The organism is Mycobacterium lepromatosis, assembly GCF_000975265.2.
GTDB lineage: Bacteria > Actinomycetota > Actinomycetes > Mycobacteriales > Mycobacteriaceae > Mycobacterium > Mycobacterium lepromatosis.
Map to the genome: position 1 here is coordinate 1,262,862 of NZ_CP083405.1, position 26,052 is coordinate 1,288,913.

Sequence of the window (26,052 nt, forward strand, 5' to 3'; positions counted from 1 at the left end):
GCGTCAGTTGGCGACCCCGCGGTTTAAATCATTTTTTTGTTCATCCTTAGACTTACTCGCACTCAGCGCGAGCCCAATTTTTGTATAGTTGGGTGATCACGGGGTGTTCAAAGCCAGCTGCTGTATTGAATAAACATGGAAGGGTTAGGATGACGTCGGCTCAGAATGAGTCTCAGGCACTCGGCGATCTTGCTGCCAGGCAACTATCCGATACGACAAAAACTGTACCACAGCTCTCAACCATTACGCCACGTTGGTTGCTGCATTTGCTCAACTGGGTTCCGGTGGAAGCGGGTATCTATCGGGTGAACCGCGTGGTCAACCCTGGGCGGGTCGCAGTCAAAGCCGAAGCTGGCGCCGGCACCGAGGCGCCGCTGCCGGAGACCTTCGTCGACTACGAGACCAGTCCGCGGGAATACACGCTGCGCACGATTTCGACTTTGCTCGATATTCACACCCGGGTGTCGGACCTATACTCCAGCCCACACGACCAGATCACCCAGCAACTGCGGCTGACCATCGAGACGATCAAGGAACGGCAGGAGTTCGAGCTGGTCAACAGTCCCGAGTTCGGATTGCTCGCGCAGGTGACGCCGGAGCAGACGATCCGGACTCTTGCCGGCGCTCCCACGCCCGACGATCTTGACGCACTGATTACCAAGGTCTGGAAGACGCCGAGCTTTTTCCTGACGCATCCGCAGGGCATCGCCGCGTTCGGCCGCGAGGCCACCTACCGTGGTGTGCCTCCTGTAGTCGTGAGCTTGTTCGGTGCGCAGTTCATCACCTGGCGTGGCATTCCGCTGATCCCGTCGGACAAAGTCCCGGTGCAGGACAGTAAGACCAAGTTCGTCTTGGTGCGCACCGGTGAGGAACGTCAGGGCGTGGTTGGGCTGTTCCAACAGGGCCTGGTTGGCGAGCAGGCGCCGGGACTGTCGGTGCGGTTCACCGGCATCAACCAGTCGGCGATTGCGACCTACTTAGTCACCCTTTACACGTCCTTGGCTGTTCTCACTGACGATGCGCTAGCTGTACTTGACGATGTCGCTGTGGATCAGTTCCATGAGTACAAGTGAGTATCGGTCGGTGGACACCGAAGGCGAGTGGTTGGTCAGCGCTGCCGAACTTGCTGTGCGGGCCACCCAGCTGTATGCGGCCAGCTTCCGACCCGGGTTTGACAACCCGCCGCAGGTGGTGCCTGTTGCCCCACGCGGCGGGGCGCCCGACACGACGACTGTGGCGTCGGCTGGCCAGGTAGCCACGGGCACTGCTGATCCGTGCCCGGCAGCGGTTCCGCAGATCGATGTCGCTGATGTCTATGTTCCAGCGCCGACGTCACCTGAACCCGAAGGTTTACCACATGTGGCGCCAGTCGCCTTACATGGCAATGTCCCCGACACCACGGCAGGGCCGGCGGTGGCCAGGACAACCGCGGGTGTGGCCGATCCCTATCTGCCGCGCGGCGTAGGTGACCTGAGTGGGTTCGCAGTGCCCAGCCACGGCATCGTTCCCACTGTTCCTGGCGTGTTGGCCGGCGGGCCACCGACTGCTCCGGTGGCCTCGCGTAATTCGGCGCCCGTTTTGCGGCCCGAGTGGCCGTACTCTGCACCGTCGGTGAGTGATTTGGACTGGTCTGATGCGGTGCCAGCGGGTGTGCCCGGAGGCGACGAACACAGTTACAACTTTCTGGTCGCAGCCCCCCAAGTGCCTCGGTTGCCTGACGACCACGGGGTGTTCGATGTCTTCGATATTCAGGCCGTGCGGGCGGACTTTCCGATTCTGCAGGAGACCGTTAACGGAAAGCCGTTGATCTGGTTCGACAATGCCGCGACCACCCAGAAGCCACACGTGGTCATCGACCGGTTGTCTTACTTCTATGCTCACGAAAATTCCAACATTCACCGGGCGGCGCATGAACTGGCGGCTCGTGCCACCGATGCTTACGAGGACGCCCGGGAAACGGCACGGCGTTTCATCGGTGCAGCCAAGACCCAGGAGATCATTTTCGTGCGAGGCACAACTGAAGCGATCAACCTGGTTGCCTATGCATGGGGCGGTAAGCATTTGCAACCCGGTGACGAAGTCGTGATCACTCATCTCGAACATCACGCCAATATTGTTCCGTGGCAATTGCTTTCGTCACAAACTGGGGCGATCCTGAAAGTCGCACCGGTTGACGATGCGGGAAACTTGTTAATGTCGGAATTCGAGGATCTGCTGGGTCCCAGAACGAAGTTGGTGGCTGCGACTCAGGTGTCGAACGCATTAGGCACGGTGACACCAGGTGAGAAGATCGTTGAGCTGGGCCATCGCTACGGTGCTCGGGTGCTGATCGACGGCGCACAGTCGATTCCGCATCTTCCGATCAATGTCTCCGAGCTCGGCGCCGATTTCTTCGTGTTCTCCGGACATAAGATTTACGGCCCCACCGGGATCGGTGTACTCTACGGGTGCGAGGATGTGCTTACGGAGATGCCGCCGTGGCAGGGCGGTGGCAGCATGATCGCCGATGTGACGCTGGAACGGTCGCTCTATCAGGGGCCGCCAAACAAGTTCGAGGCCGGCACCGGCAACATTGCTGACGCCGTCGGGCTGGGGGAGGCGCTGCGTTACGTCGAGCGGGTAGGCGTGGAGCGTATTGTATCCTATGAGCACACACTGCTCGACTACGCGACACCCCGGCTGGCCGACATCCCCGGTGTTCGCCTGGTGGGCACCGCAACGGAGAAAGCCAGCGTGCTGTCGTTCGTGCTGGCCGGGCACGAGCCGCTAGAGGTGGGCAAGGCACTCAATGCCGAAGGGATTGCGGTGCGTGCTGGTCATCATTGCGCACAGCCAATTCTGCGGCGTCTCGGGTTGGAGGCCACGGTTCGCCCATCGTTCGCCTTTTACAACACATATGAAGAGATCGACGTCTTCATCAACGCGGTGCGTCGGATCGCAGAGGGCGGTACCAATATCGGCTGATCGGTCGTCCTGTAGATGCTGTTGCATCTAGGTTGTTGAGCCTTGGGCCTGACGCGGACTTCGGCGAAACAAACGGCAGATTCACAGGCTTCGCTAAGCTCACGGGGTGCATCGTCAGCTGGTCATGATGTTGTTAAGTTTGTGCCCAAGTCTGGCTGGCACTGGATGCAGTTGGAAGCCCCAGACACCATCACCACCGCCGCCCGAACATGCAAAGTCTCCGACGGACCGACGACCCAGACGGTGCAGCAGGCCATCGCCTTGGTTCCGATTCCGACAGCTGGATCGATCTGGGTCGAAATTGGCTGGGGACATACCCGGAATTGCCGTTTGTACTGGGTGCAGACCATCCCTACTATTGCTACTGAATCAATTCCCCAGCAGTCGTTGTTTTTCGACCACAATATCCTACTAGGTGCACCGACTCGAAACCCGAAGCCCCTACATAAATGTGCTGTCTCCCGGCGGACGATACGGTGACGGTTCAGTATCGATGGCAGGTCGGCAGTGAGAGCCGGCCGTGCTGCCCTAGGGATATTGACACAGTGCGATTCCAGATCGGATCCGACGGCAAGCTGCAAACTCTCGGCACGATCCCGCATCAGTAGTCTTAGTGCGCTGCTTTTTTGGCTCAACGGTGGCACCCAGATAGGCGGCGTTTTCGGGAGTTCTACAAGAGTTTCAGGCTTTCCGGGATGCGCTTCGCACCCTGAATCTGCCCCCTGGGAGGCCGTGGCTGTAAACGCAGTTGGATTAAGGAGGGCGATATGGACCAGCCGGTGTTGCTGCAAGCCAAGGAGTTACCGTGCAGCCCAGATAACAGATCTAGAGCTGTATCGATTGACCAGCAGGACGGTCTAAAGTCGAGCTTCTTCCGGCTGCGTTTGAGGAGCGCGTGTCGCATCTCGTATTGGGACCCCGAAGATCAAGCGGATTGGGAGGCTGGCAACAAAACCATCGCCTGGCTCAATCTACTCTGGTCGATCCTGACCGCCCATCTGGGATATTCAGTGTGGACGCTCTGGCCGGTGATGGAGCTGTTCATGCCCAAGACGTATACGGCTTTTCCGCGGGAGACAAGTTTCTGCTCGCTACCACCGCCACTCTGGTTAGGGCATGCCTGCGGATGCCGTATTCTTTGGCCACCGCACTTTTCGGTGGCCGCAACTGGGCGAGATTTTCTCGGTTATGGTGCTGTTGATCCCCACCATTGCCACCGTGGTGCTGTTGGCTCATCTGGGCTTGCCACTGTGGCCTTATTTGGCGTGCGCGGCACTGGACCGGCTTGGGCGACAGTAATTTTGCGGCGTCGATGACTAACACCAACACCTTCTACCCACATCGGCTCAAGAGTGTGGCACTCGGGCTCGCTGGTGGGGCCGGCAATCTTGGGGTGTCGATGATCCAGATGTCCGGGATGCTGGTCATCGACAGCGTCGGCGACCGAAAGCCTTGCATTATGTGTGGACTTTATGTGGTGCTGTTGATAATCGCCGGGATCGGAGCAATGTTGTTCATGAACGACATTGAGCACCACCGTATCGAGGTGACCTACATCCGGTCGGTACTGTCTGTCGTGGTTTCCACGCGTGACAGCCGGGTTCTCGCACTGCTCTACCTGGCGAGTTTCGGTTCGTTCATCGGTTTTTCATTCGCATTCGGCCAGGTGCTGGAAACCGACATCGTCGTCGGCGGACAAAGTTACGGCTCAGGCTGCGCTGCACGCCGCCGAACGTGCATTCATCGGACCGACGCTGGCTGCAGTGCCCGGGTTTGGGGTAGCCGACTGGCCGACCGACTCGGAGGGAGTCGCGTCACCTTGGTGGTGATAACTGCCGCCGGGTTGCGGGGTGTACTGGGCATAATCGAGAGTTCATGCAGGTGCACGATCAGGGGCGTCATGATGGCCAGCTACTTCACCGGATGCATCACCCTGTTCATCTTGTCTGGGTTGGGCAATGGACCGGTGTACAAGATGATCTCGACAATTTTCGAGGCCCGTAGCCGTTCATTGGAGATCAATGACGCCGAGCGTCGCGACTGGTCATGAGTCATTCCAGGGGTCGTCATTGGCTTTGTCGCGGAGGTCGGCGCACTCGGCGGTGTTGGGATCGACCTAGCGTTGCGCGATTCCTCTTAAACACTAGCGGGGTGAACACGGCGTTTGGATCTTCACGTTGTGCTACGCTGCTGCCGGTTTCCGGACCTGGAAGATGTACGTGTGTCCGACCACTGCCAGGCAACTTGCACGGGAAAGCGGCCAATGCTTTTGCGGCCAGTATCGGAGCCAGCAGAGCTAAATCGGGGCCGAAGCCTAAACGGGCAAATTCTCTAAGTACGGCATCTTAGTATAACGCAACTGCCTTGGTACCCCGAAAACTGTTGACCAATGTCTCGGCATAGGACTGCAACGCTCGGCATCAATCGTTGCTCTGCTAGGCGACCGCCTTTGGTGTGCTCGGCTAAGATGCATCGATGCCCAATATACCAGCCTTGCCTTCTTCGATTACTGACAATGTATACCAGTCGCACACGATGTCGAACAATTTGCGGGACGCTGGGTCGTTGCATGACTCGATTTCGGCGAAGAACGTTTCCAATACCACTCGGTCGATGTGCGCGCTTGCCGCGTGCAGCACTTGATCCTGCATGGCGTTGAATGCGTCGAAATCCAACATCTCTTTGGATTTGACCTGCCGCAGGTATGCGACCGAAGACAGCTAAAACAGTCTTCGCGCTCTTCGGACATAGTGACTTGGGTGCCGCGGTTGAATAGGCTGCCCTTCTTCTCGCTGTCTTGGCGGGCGCCCCACCATCCTCTACGAAATTGTTTCGATTGCAGTGCGTTTTATTACCCGTTCACTGGCAGCGTTGGCCGGTGAGCGGCACCTCATTCGACCGGGCTGATACTGCTTGTATCGTCAGCGTAAGTGCGCGTAGCGGCAGTTGCTCTTCGGCGTCGTTGCCTCTTATTTGCCTGGTTCGCTTGTGGCAGTTGTCAGGTGATGCTCCCGAAACCGATAGAGGACAAGCTCAGCTGCAACTCACGCCGAAGGCCATCAAGTATGACTTCGCCGAACAGTCACCAGCCCGAATAGCGGAAGTCCATAGCAAAGCTTTTGTCGCCACTGAGTCCACCTTGCGCAGATCTACGGTGAAAGCCGATGCTGAGAAGCCCCACTGCGCCGGGATAAACCAAAAGGTCTGCTGGAAACACCACTTACCTACCACGGCAACCAGGCTCCTGGTGAACAGCAATGATGCTAGGATCACCGGCTTAAGTAGTGGCACGACCTCCCGAAGCAGGCTCACCAGCGCGGACAAAGTCGGCACGGCGACCGCCGAGATGATGCCTGTGGCGGCAACGTTCGCCCAGAGTGCGACATCCGGGTTCTGCAGCAGCACAGCGTCGTGCATCGGATTGACGACGATGGCGGTCAAGATAGCGGCGGTGACGTCGAGGATGATCACCTAGCCTATAAGGTCGGTTGCTGTCGAAAGCCCTACGGTCCGTTCACGGTGGAAAATGTAGTGCTCTAAAACCAAGTTGCGGATGGCCAAGGTGGCGCCCATGATCACCGCATCAACGTTGCCGCGGAAAGGATCTCGATGACCTCATGCGAATTAGGGCCTTTCGGGTTTGCCCGGTCAAGGTTTGACTTGCCGGTTAAGCAGTTAGTGTTAAGCGCCGCCAACACGAACGGTAGGACCGGTCAGGAAAACGAAGTAAATGCGGTCTACCCGGACCGCGGTCAGAGTGTGTATACCCTGGGGCGTGGTACGGATTCGGACGGCCCGGCTATCTCCGGAGTCGATGGTTCGGGTAACTAGACCGGTATCCTCGAGCCATTGCGTTTGCGTGATCATCGTTGGTTAGCGAACAGCGATCGACAGCGGCCAGGTCACCGATTGCGGACTTCACCGCGGGTTTTGCTAATGGCTAGCACCTTGGCTTGTGTCGAAGGCAATGATATTTAGATGCGCTGTGTGGCCAATCGGTTCAGCCGTGTGGCCACCGCTCGTAGGTCCACTCCCAAGCCGTGTTGGGGCTCAATGTCGTGGGTTCGCTGATCTTGGCGTCACGGGCCAAGGCGGATGGATTCATGCACCCATCGTCGCATAGCTTTGCTATGCGAGACCACACTAGGCGGTGCCATCGCTGGAAAACCCAATTGGGTCGGTACGCTGCTCCGGACTTAGCACTAGGGCCTGGCACAATTGGTAAAGTGACCGCGCTCGATCCACGCCATTTGTATCATCGGAGCGGATCGCTGCGACCGGGCGAATTGGCACAAGCTTCGGTCTTGGCAGCCCTATGCGCGGTCACCGCGATCGTCTCAGTCGTCGTCCCCTTCGCGGCCGGACTGGCCCTGCTCGGTACCGTACCCATGGGCTTGCTTGCTTACCGCTGCCGCTTCCGTGTGCTGATGGCCGCGATGGTTGCGGCGGGGGTAATCGCCTTTCTGATCACCGGGTTGGGCGGTTTCATGGCAGTCGTCAACAGCGCCTATATCGGCGGACTAACCGGAGTCGTCAAGCGTAAAGGTCAGGGCACACCAACGGTGATTGCGCTGGCCCTGTTAGCCGGATTGGCTTTCGGTGCCGCCAACGTCGTTGCGCTGGCCGTGCTAGGCCGGCTGCGGCACTTGATCTTTAAAGCGATGACCGCAAATGTGGATGGCATCGCGGCCACCCTGACTTGGATGCATCTACCGTGGGTCGCGGTCCAGCTAAAGCGGTATTTCTCCGACGGGTTGCAGCACTGGCCGTGGATGCTGATCGGCTATTTTGTCATCACCATTCTGGTCGTGTCGTTGATCGGTTGGTGGGTCTTATCTCGCGTGCTGGAGCGGATTCGTGGCATCCCCGACGTCCATAAACTGGATGCTCCGGGCGCTTGCAACGAAGATGCTCCTGTCGGGCCGCTTCCGGTGTTGCTGGACAAGGTGCGCTTTCGTTACCCCCACGCCGGTCAAGACGCGCTGCGTGAGGTCAGTCTGGACCTGCGGGTCGGTGAACATGTGGCGGTCACTGGCTCCAATGGTTCTGGGAAGACCACGCTGATGCTGATCCTTGCCGGTAGGGAACCGACGTCGGGTACAGTACATCGTCCGGGTGCGGTGGGTTTGGGCAAGCTCGGTGGCACGGCCGTTGTCCTGCAACACCCAGAAAGCCAGGTTCTGGGAACCCGGGTCGCCGACGATGTGGTGTGGGGGTTGCCACCGGGAACCGATGTCGACGTCAACCGGTTACTCAGGGAGGTTGGCCTCGACGCACTCGCCGAACGCGACACCGGCAGCCTCTCCGGCGGTGAATTGCAGCGCCTCGCGCTGGCAGCGGCCTTAGCCCGAAAGCCGGCGCTGCTTATCGCCGACGAGGTGACCAGCATGGTTGACCGGCAGGGCCGGGATACCTTGCTAAGTGTGCTATCCGGTCTCCCCAAACGACACCCCATCGCCTTGGTGCACATCACACACTACAACAACGAAGCCGATACCGCCGATCGAACGATTAATCTCAGCGATTCACTCGACAACGCCGACATAGCTGAGGCCGCTGCGCCAACGGTGTCAACGGTTGCAGTGGATCACCGCTCGCACGCACCGGTACTCGAAGTTGTAGGTGTTGGTCACGAATACGGCAGCGGCACCCCATGGGCCAAGACTGCTTTAAACAATATCAGCTTCGTGGTTAAGCAGGGAGATGGGGTACTGGTGCACGGGGGTAACGGCTCGGGCAAGTCAACGCTGGCGTGGATCATGGCCGGATTGATGGTTCCCACGACCGGTGCATGCCTGATCGATGGTCGGCCCACTCACGAGCACGTCGGCGCGGTGGCCTTGTCTTTCCAAGCCGCCAGGTTGCAGCTGATGCGCAGTCGCGTCGATCTCGAAGTGGCTTCGGCGGCAGGCTTTTCGCCCCGTGACGAAGATCGCGTGGCCTCCGCACTGGGCGTTGTCGGGCTAGATCCCGCGCTGGCCACCCGGCGCATCGACCAGCTTAGCGGCGGCCAGATGCGCCGGGTGGTGTTGGCCGGGCTGTTAGCATGCTCGCCGCGCGCGTTGATACTTGACGAGCCACTGGCGGGGTTAGACGCGGTCAGCCAGTGTGGTCTGCTGCGGTTGTTGGAGGACCTGCGCCGTGAGCGGGGCCTGACGGTAGTCGTTATTTCCCATGACTTCGTTGGGCTGGAGGACGTGTGCCCGCGCACCTTACATTTGCGTAATGGTGCGTTGGAATCGGTGTCGACCACCGCCGGTGGTACGTCGTGAACTCAATTTCGATATCCGAACACCGCGGTCCTCGTCGCCGCTCTCGTCCGGTTGTGTTGCTGGTTCCGGTACCCGGAACTTCAACCATTCACGATTTGTGGGCTGGCACCAAGCTGTTGGTTGTTTTCGGTGTGGAGGTGCTGCTGACCTTCTATCCGGGTTGGGTGACGATCGGGTTGGTGACGGTCCTCGTGTGTGGGGCAGCTCGCATCGCGCGCATTCCGCACGATGCGTTGCCGTCAGTGCCGCGCTGGCTGTGGATCGTTGTTGTCCTGGGCGGTTGCACAGCTGCGCTGGCCGGCGGCAGTCCGGTGGTCTCGATGGGCGGGGTCGAAATCGGATTCGGCGGAGTGTTGAATTTCCTGCGCATCACAGTTTGGTCGGTGGTGTTACTTGGGCTGGGGGCGATGGTGTCGTGGACCACCAATGTTGCCGAAATTGGTCCGGCAATGGCGACTTTGGGTCGTCCGTTGCGGATATTGCGTATACCAGTTGACGAATGGGCGGTAGCTGTGGCGCTCGCGCTGCGCTCTTTCCCAATGCTGATCAACGAGTTCCAGGTGCTCTACGCAGCTCGCCGATTGCGGCCCAAACAAATTCCGCACAGCCGTAAAGCTCGTCGACAGCAACAAGCCAAAGAGCTGATCGACCTGCTTGCCGCTGCCATCACCGTGACGCTGCGGCGCGCCGACGAAATGGGCGACGCGATCACCGCCCGTGGTGGCATCGGTCAACTATCTGCCTATCCGACCCGGCCGAAATTGGCGGACTGGGTGACACTGGCGATCACGATCGTTACCAGCAGCACCGCGGTGGTGCTTGAGACGATCTTGCACACCACTGCCTAGGCTTCAGGACAATGCATTGAGACTGCAGGGGGTACGGTGGCTACGACAGGTCAGCTGTGACATATGCTGCTGGTTGCCGGCATCGCGGTGTTACTGGCTTTGCCACCGGGAGCATCCTTTATGACGAGGTCTTGGCCTCCTGGCAATCCAATTCGAGGTTAAGCCTCTTTCGGGTCCTAGGATGTGCTGATTTTTGGGTTTGGTTTTGTGTGGTTGAGGGGTGTGGTGGGTTATGTGGTGGGGATCGGTGGTGTGGGTTGTGTTGGTGGTTTAGGGTTGGTCGCGGCGTAGGTGGGCTGCTTGCAAGGGCCGCCGAGTAGTTGGTGTTGGTCACCGGCCGCGACATCGAAGCTGGCGATGCTGGGGGTGCGTCTGGTGTGGCGGGTGGCCGGGGATCAGTTGCGCTTTTCTGGTGATGTGTTAGCCCGCCACGCGCACAAGTCACCAGATCACGCCGTGGATGGCTTTTATCTTCCTTCCGCGGTCGATCCCCACAAAAAGTCAAGTACTGCCCTAGGCTAGAGCACCGCCGTACGCGTCATCACCGGCTGCGAGGTCATCGACGAACTGTGAAACCAACACGGCACCAACACAGCCGGGGGCACACCGGCTGGCCGAGGGCCGGTGAACAAACAGACACCCCACAGCCATAGCATGCACCCGAAAGCGCCCCCAACACCCAGCGCCAACAAGATCTAGGCTAGCCCACCAAACTCCCGACCGTATCGGCCAGCGATGGCACACCAGAACACTACTTCACCTGCCACCTATGAAACCGACCAACAATTCCTGCCACAAACACCAACACCCCCGGCCACCACACAACAACAACGGCTCGGGCGAGCAGTTCAGGTGCACCAAATGCGGCAGTGACCAAGCCAGCTAAAACTGGGGTCGAGCCTCGATACTCGACCCCATGCCTCGGCCCCTGAGAGGCCCAGCCACTTTAGCAAGGGTCCGAGCCGGTGCCCGGTTGAGCCGGGGTCGCACATTGCGATGTCTAGGCGGCTTATGCCGGAAGGGGCGCACATGTCTAGCAGGATGCCCAATAAACGGGTCCAACTAGGGTTTATGTCGTAGGTGTTGGCATGACGAAGTTCGAGAAAGTCCAGGCGTCGCGAGGGCTGATATTACCCCTTACATGGCGAGAAAGTCGGGCGCCAACGCGCTCAACGACGCCAGCATGGTCACCGTGAGGTGCAGCAGGGCTATGTCGGCTAAGTCGCCGGCGATTCGATGCCCGGGGCAACGAGCGCCCTATGAGCTGGGCATGAACGGTATGCCGATAGTCAACGTCAACAACTGCTCAACCAGCTCGAGGGGGCTTTTCCTGGCGGTATGGGCCATCCGCGACGGGGTCGTTAACTGCATCATTGCGCTGGGCTTTGAGACCATGCAACTTGGCTCGTTGAGTGGTGGTAACCAGGACCGCGAATCGCCGATGGCCGAGATCAACGAGTTCGCGATGCCCGTCACACCATGGATGTTCGGTGCCGCAGGTCACAAGCATATGAGACAAATACGGCATCAATGTGGAGCACTTCGTCAAGATTGGCTGCAAAAACCAGAAACACTCGGTGAACAACCCGTATGCGTAGTTCCAGGAGTCCTACACGCTAGACGATATCCTAGCGGCGCCGGTGATCTCCGATCGGCTCACTAAGCTGCAGTACTCACCGACATCGGGCGGGTTCGAACGCGGCAACCCTGGCTTCGGAGTCGTACGTAGACAAGCACGGGCTAGCCGGCCAAGCGGTGGAAATCGTCGGCAGCCATGACGACCGACTTCACATCGACCTTCGTCGGTATTGCTCAAGGTCTCAATCGGCCACGATATGAACCACGATATGAATGTGTATGCTAAGCAACAATTTTACAACCAATCCTAAACTTGTCCCCGAAGACTTCCAGGTGATTGAGCTGCAAGATTACGTTTCGGCAAACAAGTTAGTGCTCTATGAAGTCCTAGGCTTGTGTGGCCCAGGTGAGGAGCCCAAGCTGATCGATAACGGTGACACCACTTACGGCGGACGCTGGGTGGTGAATCCTTACTGGCGGCTTGATTTCCAAAGGTCATCCGCCGGGGGTGATTGGATTGGCGCAATACGCCGAACTACCCTGGCAGCTGAGGGGTACTGCCGACAGAGTGACAGGTCGACGATGTGACCGTCGCACTGCGCCAACATCGGGCTAGGCAGCGGGTCGTCAACGCCTGTGAGCGGACCGACTGTTAAAAGCGATCACAGCTAGGCTGTTTGCGCGGCGACCTGCCGCACCCGGCTCCAGCGTAAAGTGGCTAAATCAACGCTAACGCGAAAATGAGCAAGTGGACGTCGCGCTAACGTCGATGTCGGCAACACTCACACCACTAGCGACCAAGGGTCGCTAGCCACCCCCAGATCGCCCGGGTTGTTGAGCTGCCTAGTTCGACGGTGGTCGCCGCGGCGTTTGCTGATTCGATTGCCACCGAGAGTATCCCGGCGAATTTGCAGCGAGACAAGATCAGCACTCGCGAGTCGCGATTGATCGCAACGCTGGCGAAATAGCGCAGCATCTCGGGGTCGACATCCGAGATGCGGGGTAACGTCCCGACGTCTCCGTGGCGGCATGCCCACAGGCTGACGTGGGGGCGGCGTTGGTACATGCCCATATCCCAAATATGGAGTCCGGTATCGGGCCACTGTGCGGGGCGTTCCAAGGGAACCCTAGCTTTGTGTCGATGCGTTTCACCAGGCGATCTGATACCGTGTGCTCGAACATTTCAGCCTCATTTTGCACCTCGTCCCAGGTGTAGCTAAGATCAATCAGGTAAGGTCTTCAGCAGCTGGTGCCGGCGCACTACAGCTAGCTCTGCTAGCCGCCTCAACTCGGTCAAGGTCACGGCTCTAATACTTGACATGCTTGATCACTCCTTGTTCCGTTAGCTTGCAAGTCGACTTCGAAGCTGTGCTGGTCGATACGCTATTTTCTCGGTCAGCATCTGGGTGCTGACCTTTTCCAGCGACCACTTTTGCGCAGTCCAGATGGTCTTCAACAAACAGTCCTACGCAACCGCGGTTAGGACCGCCCTAGGCTCGTCGTCAGCCCTCACAGCCAGAACGTTTAAGCAACCTTTGGGCAGGAACTGCCTGCTCGGGCGTACTGCCTGGCAACCCTTAGTGCAGCGCGGACAATTCGCAATCTGGATCTTGCACACCGGCGGGTCATGGGGAGCCGTAGGCTTGCGATCGTGCAGCGGTGGCGGGGACAAGACGAGATCCCCACGGATTGGGGCAGATGCGTGCTCACTATCGGGGTGTTCGATGGTGTGCACCGTGGGCACACCGAACTTATCGCACACACGGTGCAAGCTGGCCGCACGCGCAACGTGCCTACCGTGTTGATGACGTTCGACCCACACCCGATGGAAGTGGTCTATCCAGGCAGCCACCCGGCGCAGCTGACCACATTGACCCGACGAGCCGAACTCGTCGAGGAATTGGGCATCGACGTGTTTCTGGTGATGCCGTTCACGACCGATTTCATGAAACTTACCCCGGACCGCTACGTCCACGAGCTGCTGGTCGACCACCTGCACGTGGTGGAGGTCGTGGTGGGGGAGAACTTCACCTTCGGCAAAAAAGCGACCGGCAACGTCAACACACTGCGTCGGGCCGGGCAACGGTTCGGGTTTGCGGTCGGGTCGATGCCGCTGTTGTCCGAGCATCGCAGTAATGAGACCCTGGTATTTTCGTCGACCTACATCCGGTCCTGTGTGCACGCCGGTGACATGATGGCCGCGACCGAATCGCTCGGCCGCCCACACCGCGTCGAAGGGATGGTGGTCCGCGGCCATGGCCGAGGCGCTGAGCTGGGTTATCCAACCGCGAACGTGGCGCCGCCGATGTATTCGGCCACCCCGGCCGACGGCGTCTATGCCGCGTGGTTCACCGTGCTTGGACACGGGCCGGCAACTGGCACCGTGGTCCCAGGTGAATGCTATCAGGCCGCAGTGTCCGTCGGCACCAATCCGACTTTTTCTGGACGCACCCACACCGTCGAGGCGTTCGTTCTCGACGCCGTCGCCGACCTGTATGGACAACATGTAGCGCTGGACTTCGTTGGGCGCATCCGTGGGCAACGAAAATTTGACTCAGCGGCCGATCTAGTCGCCGCGATGGAGAAGGACATCGACCGAGCGCGGGCCCTGCTGGCTTATTGACTGGCCTTGGTTCGGCGAGCTGCTAAAATTTCAGACGACATCGGCGCATGCTGCGGTTCGCGGTGGCTGCGCAGTGATATGCATGATCGCGGACCAATTTATGGAGATGTTTTCGTGGCGCTGACAACCAAGCAGAAAAAAGAGATTCTGAGTTTCTACGGCCTGCACGACACCGATACGGGGTCCCCGGAAGCGCAAATCGCGCTGTTGACCAAGCGGATTGCGGACCTGACTGAGCATCTCAAAGCACACCAGCATGATCATCACTCGCGGCGCGGGTTACTGCTGTTAGTCGGGCGCCGGCGGCGGCTGATCAAGTACCTATCGCTGATCGATGTGCAGCGTTATCGCTCGTTGATCGAGCGGCTTGGTCTACGCCGCTGACCCGCGGCGCGATGCGGGGGGATCAGCTCTTATTTAGCAGCGTTAGTGACTCTTGTAGAGTGAAGTAGCTCTGGGCCGATTAGGCCCAAGCAATGGTGCGGTTCGCGTAAATCCGCGTGTTCCGCTCCAGCGTGTCATTGTGCACGTCCGAGGGTGCTGCTCTGGTCTGTATCGGGCGGTCTTCGGTAGTGGCTGTCGGGCTCTCCGGATCTGGGCAGGTCGGCCGCTTCGATCGATGGCCGTAGCCGTATTCAGACTGTGCGCTCCGGGATTGCGCGCATGACGCCGAAACAGCTGAGTAATTGAGAGAGGCCGTGCGGACGGTTATGTCTGTAGTTGAAATCGAAGAGGGCGTGTTCGAGGCGACTGTTATTATCAACAATCGGAGTTTCGGCACCCGCACGATCCGTTTTGAGACCGGACGGTTAGCCTTGCAAGCCGCTGGCGCAGTGGTGGCCTACCTGGACGCCGACAATATGCTGTTGTCGGCGACCACTGCCAGCAAGAACCCCAAGGAGCAGTTCGACTTCTTCCCGCTAACGGTCGATGTCGAGGAGCGGATGTATGCCGCCGGTCGGATCCCTGGCTCGTTCTTCCGTCGTGAGGGCCGACCGTCCACCGACGCGATCCTGACCTGCCGGCTCATCGATCGCCCGTTGCGCCCGTCTTTTGTCGACGGTCTGCGCAACGAGATCCAGGTCGTGGTGACGATTCTGAGCGTGGATCCCAACGATCTCTATGATGTGTTGGCGATCAACGCTGCCTCGGCCTCCACTCAGCTGGGCGGTCTACCGTTCTCCGGGCCTATCGGCGGTGTGCGGGTGGCGCTCATCGACGGCACCTGGGTTGCTTTCCCCACCGTCGAGCAGCTCGAGCGGGCCGTGTTCGACATGGTAGTGGCCGGCCGGATTGTTGGCACCGATGACGAGAGCAAGCCTGACGTCGCGATCATGATGGTTGAGGCTGAGGCTACCGAAAACGTCATCGGGCTGGTCGAGTGCGGTGCTCAGGCGCCGACGGAAAGCGTTGTGGCCCAAGGACTCGAGGCAGCCAAGCCATTCATTGCTGCGCTGTGTAACGCGCAGCGGGAGCTTGCCGACGCTGTGTCTGCTCGCCAAGCGAAACCGCCAGTCGAGTACCCGACGTTCCCCGACTACGGCGACGACGTCTACTACTCGGTGGCCTCGATGGCCACCGACGAGTTGGCCACGGCCTTGACCATCGGCGCCAAACCTGAGCGCGATCAGCGCACCGATGAGATCAAGACCCAGGTTTTCGAGCGGCTCGCTGGCACCTACGGGGACCGAGAAAAGGAGGTGGGTGCCGCATTCCGCTCGTTGACCAAGAAACTAGTCCGACAGCGGATCCTCACCAACCATTTCCGTATCGACGGCCGCGGGATCACCGACATCCGCGCGCTGTCGGCCGAGGTTGCGGTGGTTCCGCGGGCGCACGGTAGCTCGCTATTCGAGCGCGGCGAAACCCAGATTCTTGGCGTGACTACGCTCGACATGGTCAAGATGGCTCAGCAGATCGACTCCTTGGGGCCAGAAACGTCCAAGCGGTATATGCACCACTACAACTTCCCGCCGTTCTCCACTGGTGAGACTGGTCGGGTCGGCTCACCCAAGCGGCGTGAGATCGGGCATGGTGCGCTGGCTGAGCGGGCTCTAGTGCCGGTACTACCAAGCGTCGAGGAGTTCCCGTATGCTATCCGCCAGGTGTCCGAAGCGCTGGGCTCTAACGGCTCAACCTCGATGGGGTCGGTCTGCGCTTCCACGCTAGCGCTCCTCAACGCAGGCGTGCCGCTCAAGGCGCCGGTGGCTGGTATTGCGATGGGGCTGGTCTCCGACAATGTTGAGGTTGACGGAAGGACTGAGCGTCGTTTTGTCACCTTGACCGACATCCTGGGCGCCGAAGATGACTTCGGCGACATGGACTTTAAATGCGCCGGTACCAAAGACTTTGTCACCGCACTGCAGCTTGATACCAAACTGGATGGTATCCCCTCCCAGGTGCTCGCGAGTGCACTTGCGCAGGCCAAAGACGCCCGGCTGACCATCCTCGAGGTCATGGCTGAGGCCATCGAAAGACCCGACGAGATGAGTCCGTATGCACCGCGGGTGATCACCATCAAGGTCCCAGTGGACAAGATCGGTGAAGTCATCGGCCCTAAGGGCAAGGTCATCAACGCCATTACCGAGGAAACTGGTGCGCAGATTTCTATCGAGGACGACGGCACCGTGTTCGTCGGCGCTACCGATGGTCTATCGGCGCAGGCCGCGATCGATAAGATTAATGCCATCGCGAACCCGCAGCTGCCGACGGTCGGCGAGCGGTTCCTTGGAACTGTCGTAAAGATAACGGAATTCGGCGCTTTTGTGTCGCTGCTTCCTGGGCGTGACGGTCTGGTGCACATCTCCAAACTTGGCAAGGGCAAGCGCATCGCAAAAGTCGAGGACGTTGTGAACGTCGGTGATAAGTTGCGCGTCGAGATCGCAGATATCGAAAAACGCGGCAAGATATCACTGGTCTTAGTGGCTGACGACGATTCGGTCGCAGCCCCTGCAGTTCCGGCCGATGCCGGGGCTGCTCAGAAGGTCGGTTCTGGTACTGTGCCAGCCGATGCTGCAACGTCCAGTAGCTGACCCCGGGGCTAAGGGTGACTTGCGGCGGGGCAAGCAGGGCGTCGAGGGAAAGGTGGAAAAGTAAGGCCACACGATCGGCCGGAGTGCGTCGCACCACACTGCCGGGCGGTCTTCGTGTGGTCACCGAACACTTGCCCGCGGTGCGCTCAGCTTCTGTCGGGGTCTGGGTGGGTGTAGGATCCCGTGATGAAGGTGCCACAGTAGCCGGGGCGGCGCATTTTCTTGAGCATCTGCTGTTCAAATCGACCTCGAGACGTACGGCCACGGAGATTGCGCAGGCGATAGACGCCGTCGGCGGGGAGCTGAATGCGTTCACCGCCAAGGAGCACACCTGTTATTACGCACACGTGCTTGACAGCGACTTGGAACTGGCCGTCGACCTGGTCGCCGATGTCGTGCTCAATGGTCGTTGCGCCGTTGACGATGTTGAGCTGGAACGTGCCGTCGTGCTTGAGGAGATCGCGATGCGTAACGACGATCCCGAGGATGCGCTGGGGGACATGTTCTTAGCGGCATTGTTCGGTGACCACCCGGTGGGACGTCCGGTGATCGGCACTGTGGAATCCGTGTTGGCGATGACACGGACCCAACTGCACTCCTTTCATGTGCGGCGCTACACGCCGGAACGGATGGTCGTTGCGGTAGCAGGCAACGTCGACCATGATGAGGTGGTCACGTTGGTGCGTGAATACTTCGGATCGCGTTTGATTCGCGGGCACCAGTCCGCACCGCCGCGCAAGGGCACTGGAAGAATAAACGGCGGCCCCGCATTGACGCTGGGCAAGCGGGACGCCGAGCAGACCCACGTGTTGTTGGGGGTCCGCACTCCTGGCCGCAGCTGGGAGCATCGTTGGGCACTGTCGGTGTTGCATACTGCACTGGGCGGAGGAGTGAGTTCTCGTTTATTCCAAGAAATTCGCGAGACCCGCGGACTGGCCTACTCCGTGTATTCTGCGCTGGAAATTTTCGCCGATAGTGGTGCGCTGTCTGTGTATGCTGCGTGCTCGCCTGAGCGTTTCGCCGACGTGATGCGGGTAACCAGTGAGGTGCTCACGTCGGTGGCGCGTGATGGCATCACCGAAGCGGAGTGCAGTATTGCTAAGGGTTCTTTGCGCGGAGGGATCGTTCTGGGATTGGAGGATTCCAGTTCGTGGATGAGCCGGCTTGGTCGCAACGAATTGAATTACGGCAAGCACCACAGCATCGAACATACCTTGCAGCAAATCGATGAGGTCACCATAGAGCAGGTCAATGCGGTGGCTCACCAGCTGTTGAGCAAGCGCTACGGTGCTGCCGTTCTGGGTCCGTATGCGTCGAAACGAACTCTGCCGCAACAACTTCGGGTAATGGTAAATTAACTGGATAGTACTGGGTTCCTGAGACATCGCAGCGCGCATTGTGGACGCTCCGATGTCCGGAACCCGGGCAGCTCCACATTGGCCGCCGCGGTGTCCAATGTAGGCGGGCTCGGTTTTCATCCTCGGCGGCTACCTGGGTTTGGAGCAGTGTGCTGACTAAATCACACCGTGCGGACCGTCACAGCCGGTTCGCTCGATGTCAACCTGTTTGTGCCTCAACCTAGTGTAGCCGACTTGGCGCCGCTCGAGTGCTACGCAGAAGAATTTAGAGGAGGGCGCCGAGCATTACCAGGTAGAAGTCGGTCAGCCCCATGTCGGCTACAACGACCACTGAGAGCACAAGCTCGAGGTGGTGGACGACATACGCCCAGAGTTGGTGTCGTCCACTTTCGGTGTGCCGTCCCGGGGTGTCATCCGGCAGTTGGACGCCCTGGGACTGTTGGTGATGGTCGCGGTGACGTAAGGACCTACGAGGCGAGAGTGGCTGTCGCCGCCGGCGCGGACAGCCTGGTGGTCCAGAACCCTGGCGCCGGCGGGCACTTCGGTACATTAGCGCCGGACATGGAGCCCATTACCGAGCTATTCGACCCGAATCGGCAACGCAAACGATGTACTGCTCACCGCAACAGACAATCTGGGCGCTGCCGCAGACGTCGCTGTCGTACTGCGCAGGGTAGTGATGGGCCGGCAGGTCGGTACCGCACTGCTGAGCTACGAAGCTGGTACCAGTGCCGCGCTAAAGCATCCGCTGTTCGATCACACCGTCGTGAAGCGCGTGTTCTTCGGTAGGTATGCTCGTGTGGTCTGGTGAATGAATTCACCCTACTGCTGGATCACGGGGCGGCGTTAGGGTATCCTGTAATGAACGTAGATTACGTCACCAATACGGCGGGCCGCTTTCGAATGGGATGATCCAAGCGGGACAAACCTTTGGGCAAGAACGGTGTACCGTAAAGCATGCTGTGGGCTAGTGGTCAACATTATCGCTCCGCTGATTTCCGACGTGCGGTCAGCGTAGTGCTTCTGTGAGCATTATTGCGCAGCTTGGTGATGGCGCTCGCTAGGGCAGAAATTAGGACGAGGAAATCTGTGCCCTCATGTCATGTCGGTAGGTGTTGTTTGTCCGTTGTGTCAGTGTGCGCCTCTTGCGGACGTGTTCCGGACGAGTCCAGTTCACGGTGTGCTCGACGTTTAAGGCCTCTGCAGCGGAGCGGGTGCTGCAGAAAACCGAGCACGACGAATGTGACTTGCAACAAGACATTTTCACCGATCCGACGGCGCTGTTCCCTTACGCTCCGGTGATGGTAACCGCAGGCCGGCAACACCATGCTGTTGGCACAACTGTGCGTGGCCGCGCTGCAGCGTAGGGTTAGCTCGTTCCATCGGCGCCGATTGCACCCGGTTGGACCGGTGGGAGATCAACCTCAACACGGCGATTTCAGGCGATCTGGGCAACATCAGCACGCCGTTGACACTGGGATTTGGTCCAAGTTAGCTTACTGGAACTGTTTTTCGGTGATCCTCATCGCCAAGCTGCCGCTCGCCCGAGCCGTTGTTGTTGTGTGGTGGCCGGGGGTGTTGGTGTTTGTGGCAGGAATTGTTGGTCGGTTTCATAGGTGGCAGGTGAAGTAGTGTTCTGGTGTGCCATCGCTGGCCGATACGGTCGGGAGTTTGGTGGGCTAGCCTAGATCTTGTTGGCGCTGGGTGTTGGGGGCGCTTTCGGGTGCATGCTATGGCTGTGGGGTGTCTGTTTGTTCACCGGCCCTCGGCCAGCCGGTGTGCCCCCGGCTGTGTTGGTGCCGTGTTGGTTTCACAGTTCGTCGATGACCTCGCAGCCGGTGATGACGCGTACGGCGGTGCTCTAGCCTAGGGCAGTACTTGACTTTTTGTGGGGATCGACCGCGGAAGGAAGATAAAAGCCATCCACGGCGTGATCTGGTGACTTGTGCGCGTGGCGGGCTAACACATCACCAGAAAAGCGCAACTGATCCCCGGCCACCCGCCACACCAGACGCACCCCCAGCATCGCCAGCTTCGATGTCGCGGCCGGTGACCAACACCAACTACTCGGCGGCCCTTGCAAGCAGCCCACCTACGCCGCGACCAACCCTAAACCACCAACACAACCCACACCACCGATCCCCACCACATAACCCACCACACCCCTCAACCACACAAAACCAACAACACCCTAGGGCCGTAGGCAAGGGGCCATAACTGCCTGCTTGCAAAGTCGGAGTCGTTGCACCAGTCGCCCACTGGTATCACCCCGCGAACCGAGCGAGCGCTACTTGCGGCGTACCGAGCGCTGCATGCCGCGCATCTTGCCGGTGTTGGGCAGCGGTCCTTTCGGTACAATACTCGCACCAGCGCGCGATCCCAACGCGGCCAGCCGCGATTGTAGTATGTCGATTTGTTTGACGCTGATATTGGCAGGCAAGCGGGCGAGGTGGCGCTCCAACTTGGCCAGTGCGACCTCGCCGTCGCCGTTGCCCACGATGATGTCGTAGATCGGTACGTCGCCGACCAAGCGTGCGGTGCGCTTCTTTTCCTGTGCCAACAGCGGTTTGACTCGGGCCGTCGATCCTTCGGCGACGAAGATGACACCGGGCCGGCCGATCACCCGATGCACTGCGTCAAAGTGGCCATTAGCGGCCACACCCGGGCTCACCCGCCACTTGCCACGCAGGTTGTCCAGGGCCCACGCCGCTGCGCCATTGTGGCCTTCGGCTTTGTGGTAGACTAATTGCTGGGCGCGCCGACCGAAGATTATGAACGCCACCAACGCTCCGAGCACCACGCCGAGCAAGATCAAGGTGATCATGAGGAATCCGCCGACTAGTATCCCTGCCGTCACCGAGGTGCTCGCTATCAAAACGAAGCCGGCAATCATAAACGGTATCAGCCGCTTGTCCTCCGTGCGTTGAATCGTGAAAGCTTGCCACAACTGAAGGCGGCGTTGTCGAGACGCGGCCTTGCGGGCAGCCTTCGCCTCCACCCTCGCGGCCTTGTTCGTAGCTGTATTTCGGGGTTTAGCCATAGTTATCAAGAATACGTAGGTGCGGCTTAACGGGATACCGAGGCACCCGCGGTCCGGGTGCCTGCAGCCTGCTTGTAGAGTCGACCGGCGCGATACGATGAACGCACCAGCGGCCCAGCCAGAACACCTGAGAAGCCTAAACTTTCGGCGTATTGCGTATGCTCGACGAACTCCGCAGGCCTGACCCAGCGTTCGACCGGGTGGTGGCGCGTCGACGGACGAAGATATTGGGTGATGGTGACGATGTCGCAGCCGGTGTCGCGCAAATCGGCCAGGGCAGTGCGCACCTCATCAGAGGTTTCGCCTAGGCCGAGGATCAGGTTACTCTTGGTGACCAGGCCGGCCTCGCGCGCTGCGGTTAGCACGTCCAGGCTGCGTTGGTAGGTGAAAGCAGGCCGAATCCGTTTAAAGATGCGTGGCACGGTTTCGACGTTGTGCGCCAACACTTGTGGGCGGGACTCGAAGACTTCCGCCAGTCGCGCGGGCTGCCCGTTGAAGTCCGGAATCAACAGTTCGACCCCGGTCGACGGGTTGAGCTCTTTAATGGCTCGCACGGTCGCGGCGTACAGCCAAGCACCGCCGTCGGGCAAGTCGTCGCGGGCGACCCCGGTGACGGTGGCATACTGCAGCCCCATGGTTTGCACGCTCTCGGCGACCCGCCGGGGCTCGTCGCGGTCCAACTCAGCCGGTTTCCCGGTGTCGATTTGGCAGAAGTCGCACCGGCGGGTGCACTGATCACCACCGATCAGAAAGGTGGCTTCCCGGTCCTCCCAGCATTCGAAGATGTTGGGGCAACCGGCCTCTTCGCAGACCGTGTGCAGCGTAACACGGCGGACCAGGTTTTTCAGCGTGGTGTACTCTGGTCCCATGCGGGCCCGGTTTTTTATCCATGGCGGTTTGCGCTCGACCGGGGTTTGCGCGTTGCGTACTTCTAATCGCAGCAAACGGCTGCCTTCGGGGGCAACAGTCACAGTGTCGATGTTACGCGGGCAGGAGTGGACAGCCAGGTCAGGGCCAGCCAACCGTCCAGGGCGTCGTTGACGGCTTCGGCGATCGCTGACCGGACGTCGTTGACAGCAACGGCGCGTCCGAGTTCGGCGGACAATGATGTCACCCCGGCGTCGCTGATGCCGCAAGGCACGATGGCGTGGAACGCGTCCAGATCGCACTGGCAATTAAGCGCGAATCCGTGCATCGTCGTCGCACGTGACACCCGGACGCCGATGGCGGCGACTTTGCGTGCAGGCTGACCGGCGTTGCCCGACACCCAGACCCCGGACCTGCCGTCGATTCGGCTGGTGTCCAGGCCCAGCTCCGCACAGACCTTGATCAGTGCTTCCTCGAGGCGCCGAACGTAGTTGACTACGTCGAGCGGCTCCGCCAGCCCAATGATTGGATAGCCGACCAATTGTCCCGGGCCATGCCAGGTGATCTTGCCTCCGCGGTCGGTGTCCACAACGGGAACGCCGCGCAGCGACGAGTTTGGTCGTTCGTGTGGCTGAGTGCGTCGTCCGGCGGTGTAGACTGGTGGGTGCTGCAGTAGCAGCAGTGTGTCGGGTCCGCCGGCGACCCTGGCATCGGCCAGGTTTCGCTGCAGCTGCCAGGCTATGCGGTAGTCGACAGTGCCTAGCTGGCGGACATTGATTGCGGTCGGGGTCGACCGGATGGAATCCATCACGAAGGCCAGGCTACTCGTCGCCTGTGGGTGTTTGGGCCGTCGGATGTGGTGCGGCGGAAGCTCGAGCCTAGTTCTGGCTCGGTCGGGTGGTCGCGTAACCGAGCGCTTCACCGATGGTGTTGTGATGGAACTGGAAACCAGCGTGCTCCAGCGCGGCGGGGATGGCGCGTTGACCGATGAGCAGCCCCTCGTCGGCGAACTCTCCGAGGGCGGCCCGCACTGCGAAACTGGGCAGCATCAATGGAGTCGGGCGGTTGATTGCGCGACCGAATGCGGTGGTGAACTCCGCGTTGGTGACAGGTGCGGGCCCGGTCAGATTTACTGGGCCGGAGAGCGATTGGTGCGAGATGGCGAATAGCAGCGCCCGTACTTCATCTTCGAGGCTGATCCACGACATGTACTGACGGCCGTTGCCTATCCGGGCGCCTAGGGCGAAAGAAAACAATGGTCGCATCCGGCTCAGCACACCAGCCGCCGGAGCCAGCACCACGCCGGTGCGGGCCAACACCACGCGGGTGCCGGCGTATTGGGCCGGTAACGTGGCGGCCTCCCAGTCCTGGCACAGCTTAGCCAGAAAATCTGTTCCTGCTTGGCCATTTTCGTCGACCACGCAATCCCCAGTGTCTCCATAGTAGCCCACCGCGCTAGCGTTGATCAAAGTGCTGACACCGGCTTCCGCGACCGCGGCAGACAACACTTCGGTCGGAGTGATGCGGCTGTCCCGCAGACTCTGCTTGAAGGAGCCTGACCACCGACGCTGGCCCAGGTTGACTCCGCAAAGGTTAACGACAGTATCGACGTCGGTTAGTGCATCGGTATCGAACTCGCCGCTTTCGGGATTCCAGTGTATTTCCTTGGTGTTCGCCGGCGTCCGGCGAACGATGCGCAACACTAAACGATCGGCATCGCGCAGCGCCGCGGCCAAAGCAGAGCCGATCATGCCGGACGAACCCGCTATCGCGACGACGGTCTTACGGCTAGCTTGAGCCACGTCGGCAAGCCTCTACCTAAAGCCCTAGGTCGGCCTCGAACGCTCCCTCTTCGAGCCGGTGCTTGATGGTAGTGAGGAAACGTCCGGCATCGGCGCCGTCGATCAGTCGGTGGTCATAGGTCAGCGGCAGATAGCAAATCGAGCGGACCCCAATCGACTCGTTACCGCTAGCATCGAGGACCACCCGCGGGCGTTTTACGATGGCTCCGATGCCCAGCATCGCGGCCTGCGGCGGAACCAATATCGGTGTGTCGAACAACGCGCCCTGGCTGCCGATGTTGGTGATGGTGAATGTACCATCGGACAGCTCGTCGGGTTTCAAATTACCCGACCGAGCCCGGGCGGCGATATCAACAATTGCGCGGGCCAACCCGGCCAGCGACAAATCGCCGGCATTGTGGATAACAGGGGAGAGCAGGCCCTGGTCCGTGTCGACTGCGAAGCCGAGGTGTTCGGCGTCGTAGTAGGTGATCTCCTTGGTGTCTTCGTTGTAGCTGGCGTTAATATTGGGATGAATCTTGAGGGCGTCGATCGCTGCTTTGGCGATAAATGGCAGGAAAGTCAGGTTCACTCCCTCGCGCTCGGCGAAAACTGCCTTGGCTTTGGTTCGCAATCCCGCAATCTTGGCCATATCGACCTCATGGGTCTGGGTGAGCTGCGCCGTGGCCTGCAGGGATTCTCGGGTCTTTTTCGCGGTGATCTGGCGAATCCGGCTGGCCTTCTGGGTGGTGCCCCGCAAGTGGGCCAGCACGGGTGTTGGGGTGGTAGCGGCTGTTGATGGCGCGAATGTTTGTGCCTGCTGATGTTTCCGTTGTGCGGCCACAGCCAGCACGTCCTGCTTACGGATGCGACCGCCCACACCGGTGCCTATTACCTTGGCCAAGTCGATGTTGTTTTCGGTGGCGAGTTTTCGTACCAGCGGGGTCACGTACGGCGCACCATTGGCTTCTGTCCCAGTCGGCGTCGGCGGAGACGGTACGGGTTCGGCTTTGGGCGCTGGTGCGATGGTGGCGCTGTTATCGAGGGTAACTTCTATCCGTGCCAACTCACCGCCAACCGGGACGGTTGTGTCCTCGTTGACGGTGATGCTGACCAAAACTCCGGCCACTGGTGACGGGATCTCGGTATCCACCTTGTCGGTCGATACCTCTACCAGCGGCTCGTCAGCCTGAACCGAGTCTCCGATCTTCTTGAGCCAGCGAGTCACCGTGCCTTCGTTGACAGACTCACCGAGCTCGGGCATCAGAACCGGTGTCGCGATTGCTGCGTCGGAAGGTTGCTGGGCCGGTGCGGCAGGTTGGGATGGTGCTGCGGGTTTGGTTTGGGCCTTAGGTGCAGGCGCCGTTGCAGCCGCTTCAGAAGGCACGCCGATAACGGCAAGCTCACTGCCCACCTCAACGGTGTCGTCCTCCTGGGCGATGATTTTGGTCAGCACACCCGCGGCAGGCGAGGGGATTTCGGTGTCGACCTTGTCGGTCGACACCTCGACGAGTGGCTCGTCGAGTTCGACCGTGTCGCCTTCCTGTTTGAGCCAGCGGGTAATTGTCCCCTCGGTGACGCTTTCACCGAGTGCCGGCATCTGGACGGAGCAGGCCATCTGTTTTGACTCCTCGATCGCTCATAGTCGGAGCAGGTCGACATCTGGCTTAACCACACCACGGTGCACTG

General features: G+C 59.9%; 20 protein-coding genes and 7 pseudogenes. 15 read left to right on the plus strand and 12 right to left on the minus strand.

What is annotated here, in order from left to right; translation table 11 throughout:
- Window positions 1-149 precede the first annotated feature (149 nt).
- The 4 genes and pseudogenes from MLPF_RS05960 to MLPF_RS17265 all read left to right on the plus strand — a co-directional run bounded on the left by MLPF_RS05960 (window position 150) and on the right by MLPF_RS17265 (window position 5,264).
- Window positions 150-1,073: a family 2A encapsulin nanocompartment shell protein gene (locus MLPF_RS05960; protein WP_045842732.1), complete on the plus strand. Its 924-nt coding sequence runs from the start codon at window positions 150-152 to the stop codon at window positions 1,071-1,073.
- Window positions 1,060-2,964, plus strand: coding sequence for a family 2A encapsulin nanocompartment cargo protein cysteine desulfurase (locus MLPF_RS05965; protein ID WP_175266360.1), 1,905 nt, complete (start codon window positions 1,060-1,062; stop codon window positions 2,962-2,964). The genes MLPF_RS05960 and MLPF_RS05965 overlap by 14 nt, the downstream gene beginning before the upstream one ends.
- A 165-nt stretch (window positions 2,965-3,129) precedes the next feature.
- Window positions 3,130-3,572, plus strand: a pseudogene (locus MLPF_RS05970) (LppP/LprE family lipoprotein).
- Between the two features lie 159 nt (window positions 3,573-3,731).
- Window positions 3,732-5,264: pseudogene (locus tag MLPF_RS17265) on the plus strand (MFS transporter).
- A 162-nt stretch (window positions 5,265-5,426) separates the two neighbouring features.
- Here the strand turns inward: MLPF_RS17265 and MLPF_RS05985 are convergent.
- From MLPF_RS05985 to MLPF_RS05995, 3 genes and pseudogenes are all read right to left on the minus strand, one after another.
- Window positions 5,427-5,642 (minus strand): acyl-CoA dehydrogenase, encoded by a 216-nt coding sequence (locus MLPF_RS05985; RefSeq protein ID WP_236684902.1) that lies wholly within the window; start codon window positions 5,640-5,642, stop codon window positions 5,427-5,429.
- A gap of 355 nt (window positions 5,643-5,997) precedes the next feature.
- Window positions 5,998-6,435: a hypothetical protein gene (locus tag MLPF_RS05990; RefSeq protein WP_050038992.1), complete on the minus strand. Its 438-nt coding sequence runs from the start codon at window positions 6,433-6,435 to the stop codon at window positions 5,998-6,000.
- 261 nt (window positions 6,436-6,696) lie between these two features.
- Window positions 6,697-7,001: pseudogene (locus tag MLPF_RS05995) on the minus strand (MarR family transcriptional regulator); the annotation flags it as partial.
- A 975-nt stretch (window positions 7,002-7,976) separates the two neighbouring features.
- Here MLPF_RS05995 and MLPF_RS17270 point away from each other — a divergent pair.
- From MLPF_RS17270 to MLPF_RS06010, 3 genes and pseudogenes are all read left to right on the plus strand, one after another.
- A pseudogene (locus MLPF_RS17270) lies at window positions 7,977-9,236 on the plus strand (ATP-binding cassette domain-containing protein); the annotation flags it as partial.
- The gene (locus MLPF_RS06005; protein WP_045842733.1) at window positions 9,233-10,084 is read left to right on the plus strand and encodes a CbiQ family ECF transporter T component; all 852 of its coding nucleotides are present in this window, start codon (window positions 9,233-9,235) and stop codon (window positions 10,082-10,084) included. The pseudogene MLPF_RS17270 and the gene MLPF_RS06005, both read left to right, overlap by 4 nt.
- A gap of 291 nt (window positions 10,085-10,375) precedes the next feature.
- Complete coding sequence (locus MLPF_RS06010; RefSeq protein ID WP_237817102.1) at window positions 10,376-10,606, plus strand: hypothetical protein; 231 nt, start codon at window positions 10,376-10,378, stop codon at window positions 10,604-10,606.
- Here the strand turns inward: MLPF_RS06010 and MLPF_RS06015 are convergent.
- Together MLPF_RS06015 and MLPF_RS15675 are read right to left on the minus strand one after the other, a co-directional pair.
- The gene (locus MLPF_RS06015; RefSeq protein WP_237817104.1) at window positions 10,603-10,773 is read right to left on the minus strand and encodes a hypothetical protein; all 171 of its coding nucleotides are present in this window, start codon (window positions 10,771-10,773) and stop codon (window positions 10,603-10,605) included. The two genes, MLPF_RS06010 and MLPF_RS06015, sit on opposite strands and share 4 nt — an antisense overlap.
- Before the next feature lie 62 nt (window positions 10,774-10,835).
- Window positions 10,836-10,961: a hypothetical protein gene (locus MLPF_RS15675; RefSeq protein WP_282435833.1), complete on the minus strand. Its 126-nt coding sequence runs from the start codon at window positions 10,959-10,961 to the stop codon at window positions 10,836-10,838.
- 211 nt (window positions 10,962-11,172) lie between these two features.
- Between MLPF_RS15675 and MLPF_RS06020 the strand changes: the two are divergent.
- Window positions 11,173-12,334: pseudogene (locus MLPF_RS06020) on the plus strand (thiolase C-terminal domain-containing protein).
- 118 nt (window positions 12,335-12,452) lie between these two features.
- On the opposite strand, the pseudogene MLPF_RS06025 reads toward MLPF_RS06020, so the two are convergent.
- Window positions 12,453-13,121, minus strand: a pseudogene (locus MLPF_RS06025) (metal-dependent transcriptional regulator).
- A gap of 192 nt (window positions 13,122-13,313) precedes the next feature.
- Here MLPF_RS06025 and MLPF_RS06030 point away from each other — a divergent pair.
- The 7 genes and pseudogenes from MLPF_RS06030 to MLPF_RS06060 all read left to right on the plus strand — a co-directional run bounded on the left by MLPF_RS06030 (window position 13,314) and on the right by MLPF_RS06060 (window position 20,540).
- Window positions 13,314-14,285 (plus strand): bifunctional riboflavin kinase/FAD synthetase, encoded by a 972-nt coding sequence (locus MLPF_RS06030; RefSeq protein WP_045842741.1) that lies wholly within the window; start codon window positions 13,314-13,316, stop codon window positions 14,283-14,285.
- 114 nt (window positions 14,286-14,399) lie between these two features.
- Complete coding sequence (gene rpsO / locus MLPF_RS06035; RefSeq protein WP_045842742.1) at window positions 14,400-14,669, plus strand: 30S ribosomal protein S15; 270 nt, start codon at window positions 14,400-14,402, stop codon at window positions 14,667-14,669.
- A gap of 326 nt (window positions 14,670-14,995) precedes the next feature.
- Window positions 14,996-17,317 (plus strand): polyribonucleotide nucleotidyltransferase, encoded by a 2,322-nt coding sequence (locus MLPF_RS06040; RefSeq protein WP_045842743.1) that lies wholly within the window; start codon window positions 14,996-14,998, stop codon window positions 17,315-17,317.
- Window positions 17,318-17,400: 83 nt separating this feature from the next.
- The gene (locus tag MLPF_RS06045; RefSeq protein ID WP_045842738.1) at window positions 17,401-18,675 is read left to right on the plus strand and encodes a M16 family metallopeptidase; all 1,275 of its coding nucleotides are present in this window, start codon (window positions 17,401-17,403) and stop codon (window positions 18,673-18,675) included.
- Window positions 18,676-18,727: 52 nt separating this feature from the next.
- Window positions 18,728-19,693: pseudogene (locus tag MLPF_RS16195) on the plus strand (nitronate monooxygenase).
- Between the two features lie 160 nt (window positions 19,694-19,853).
- Window positions 19,854-20,042 carry a hypothetical protein gene (locus tag MLPF_RS06055; protein ID WP_156147008.1) on the plus strand — a complete coding sequence of 63 codons (189 nt, stop codon included), beginning with the start codon at window positions 19,854-19,856 and terminating at the stop codon, window positions 20,040-20,042.
- 327 nt (window positions 20,043-20,369) lie between these two features.
- Window positions 20,370-20,540 (plus strand): hypothetical protein, encoded by a 171-nt coding sequence (locus MLPF_RS06060; protein ID WP_237817104.1) that lies wholly within the window; start codon window positions 20,370-20,372, stop codon window positions 20,538-20,540.
- Here the strand turns inward: MLPF_RS06060 and MLPF_RS06065 are convergent.
- The 6 genes from MLPF_RS06065 to sucB all read right to left on the minus strand — a co-directional run bounded on the left by MLPF_RS06065 (window position 20,537) and on the right by sucB (window position 25,981).
- The gene (locus tag MLPF_RS06065; RefSeq protein WP_237817102.1) at window positions 20,537-20,767 is read right to left on the minus strand and encodes a hypothetical protein; all 231 of its coding nucleotides are present in this window, start codon (window positions 20,765-20,767) and stop codon (window positions 20,537-20,539) included. The genes MLPF_RS06060 and MLPF_RS06065 overlap by 4 nt on opposite strands.
- 195 nt (window positions 20,768-20,962) lie before the next feature.
- On the minus strand, window positions 20,963-21,715 hold the full coding sequence (locus MLPF_RS06070) for a DUF4191 domain-containing protein (protein WP_045842744.1): 753 nt from the start codon (window positions 21,713-21,715) through the stop codon (window positions 20,963-20,965).
- A 26-nt stretch (window positions 21,716-21,741) separates the two neighbouring features.
- Window positions 21,742-22,686: a lipoyl synthase gene (gene lipA / locus MLPF_RS06075; protein WP_045842745.1), complete on the minus strand. Its 945-nt coding sequence runs from the start codon at window positions 22,684-22,686 to the stop codon at window positions 21,742-21,744.
- Window positions 22,683-23,393, minus strand: a complete 711-nt coding sequence (gene lipB / locus MLPF_RS06080) for a lipoyl(octanoyl) transferase LipB (protein ID WP_162196891.1) — start codon at window positions 23,391-23,393, stop codon at window positions 22,683-22,685. Before lipB ends, lipA begins: the two co-directional genes overlap by 4 nt.
- A 67-nt stretch (window positions 23,394-23,460) precedes the next feature.
- Window positions 23,461-24,384, minus strand: a complete 924-nt coding sequence (locus MLPF_RS06085; RefSeq protein ID WP_045842747.1) for a TIGR01777 family oxidoreductase — start codon at window positions 24,382-24,384, stop codon at window positions 23,461-23,463.
- A gap of 16 nt (window positions 24,385-24,400) precedes the next feature.
- The gene (gene sucB / locus MLPF_RS06090) at window positions 24,401-25,981 is read right to left on the minus strand and encodes a 2-oxoglutarate dehydrogenase, E2 component, dihydrolipoamide succinyltransferase (RefSeq protein WP_045842748.1); all 1,581 of its coding nucleotides are present in this window, start codon (window positions 25,979-25,981) and stop codon (window positions 24,401-24,403) included.
- Between the last annotated feature and the right edge of the window lie 71 nt (window positions 25,982-26,052).

Coding starts and splice junctions, on each gene's coding strand:
- MLPF_RS05960 (WP_045842732.1), top strand. CDS start 150: ATGACGTCGGCTCAGAATGAGTCTCAGGCACTCGGCGATCTTGCTGCC.
- MLPF_RS05965 (WP_175266360.1), top strand. CDS start 1,060: ATGAGTACAAGTGAGTATCGGTCGGTGGACACCGAAGGCGAGTGGTTG.
- MLPF_RS05985 (WP_236684902.1), bottom strand. CDS start 5,642: ATGTTGGATTTCGACGCATTCAACGCCATGCAGGATCAAGTGCTGCAC.
- MLPF_RS06040 (WP_045842743.1), top strand. CDS start 14,996: ATGTCTGTAGTTGAAATCGAAGAGGGCGTGTTCGAGGCGACTGTTATT.
- MLPF_RS06070 (WP_045842744.1), bottom strand. CDS start 21,715: ATGGCTAAACCCCGAAATACAGCTACGAACAAGGCCGCGAGGGTGGAG.
- sucB (WP_045842748.1), bottom strand. CDS start 25,981: ATGGCCTGCTCCGTCCAGATGCCGGCACTCGGTGAAAGCGTCACCGAG.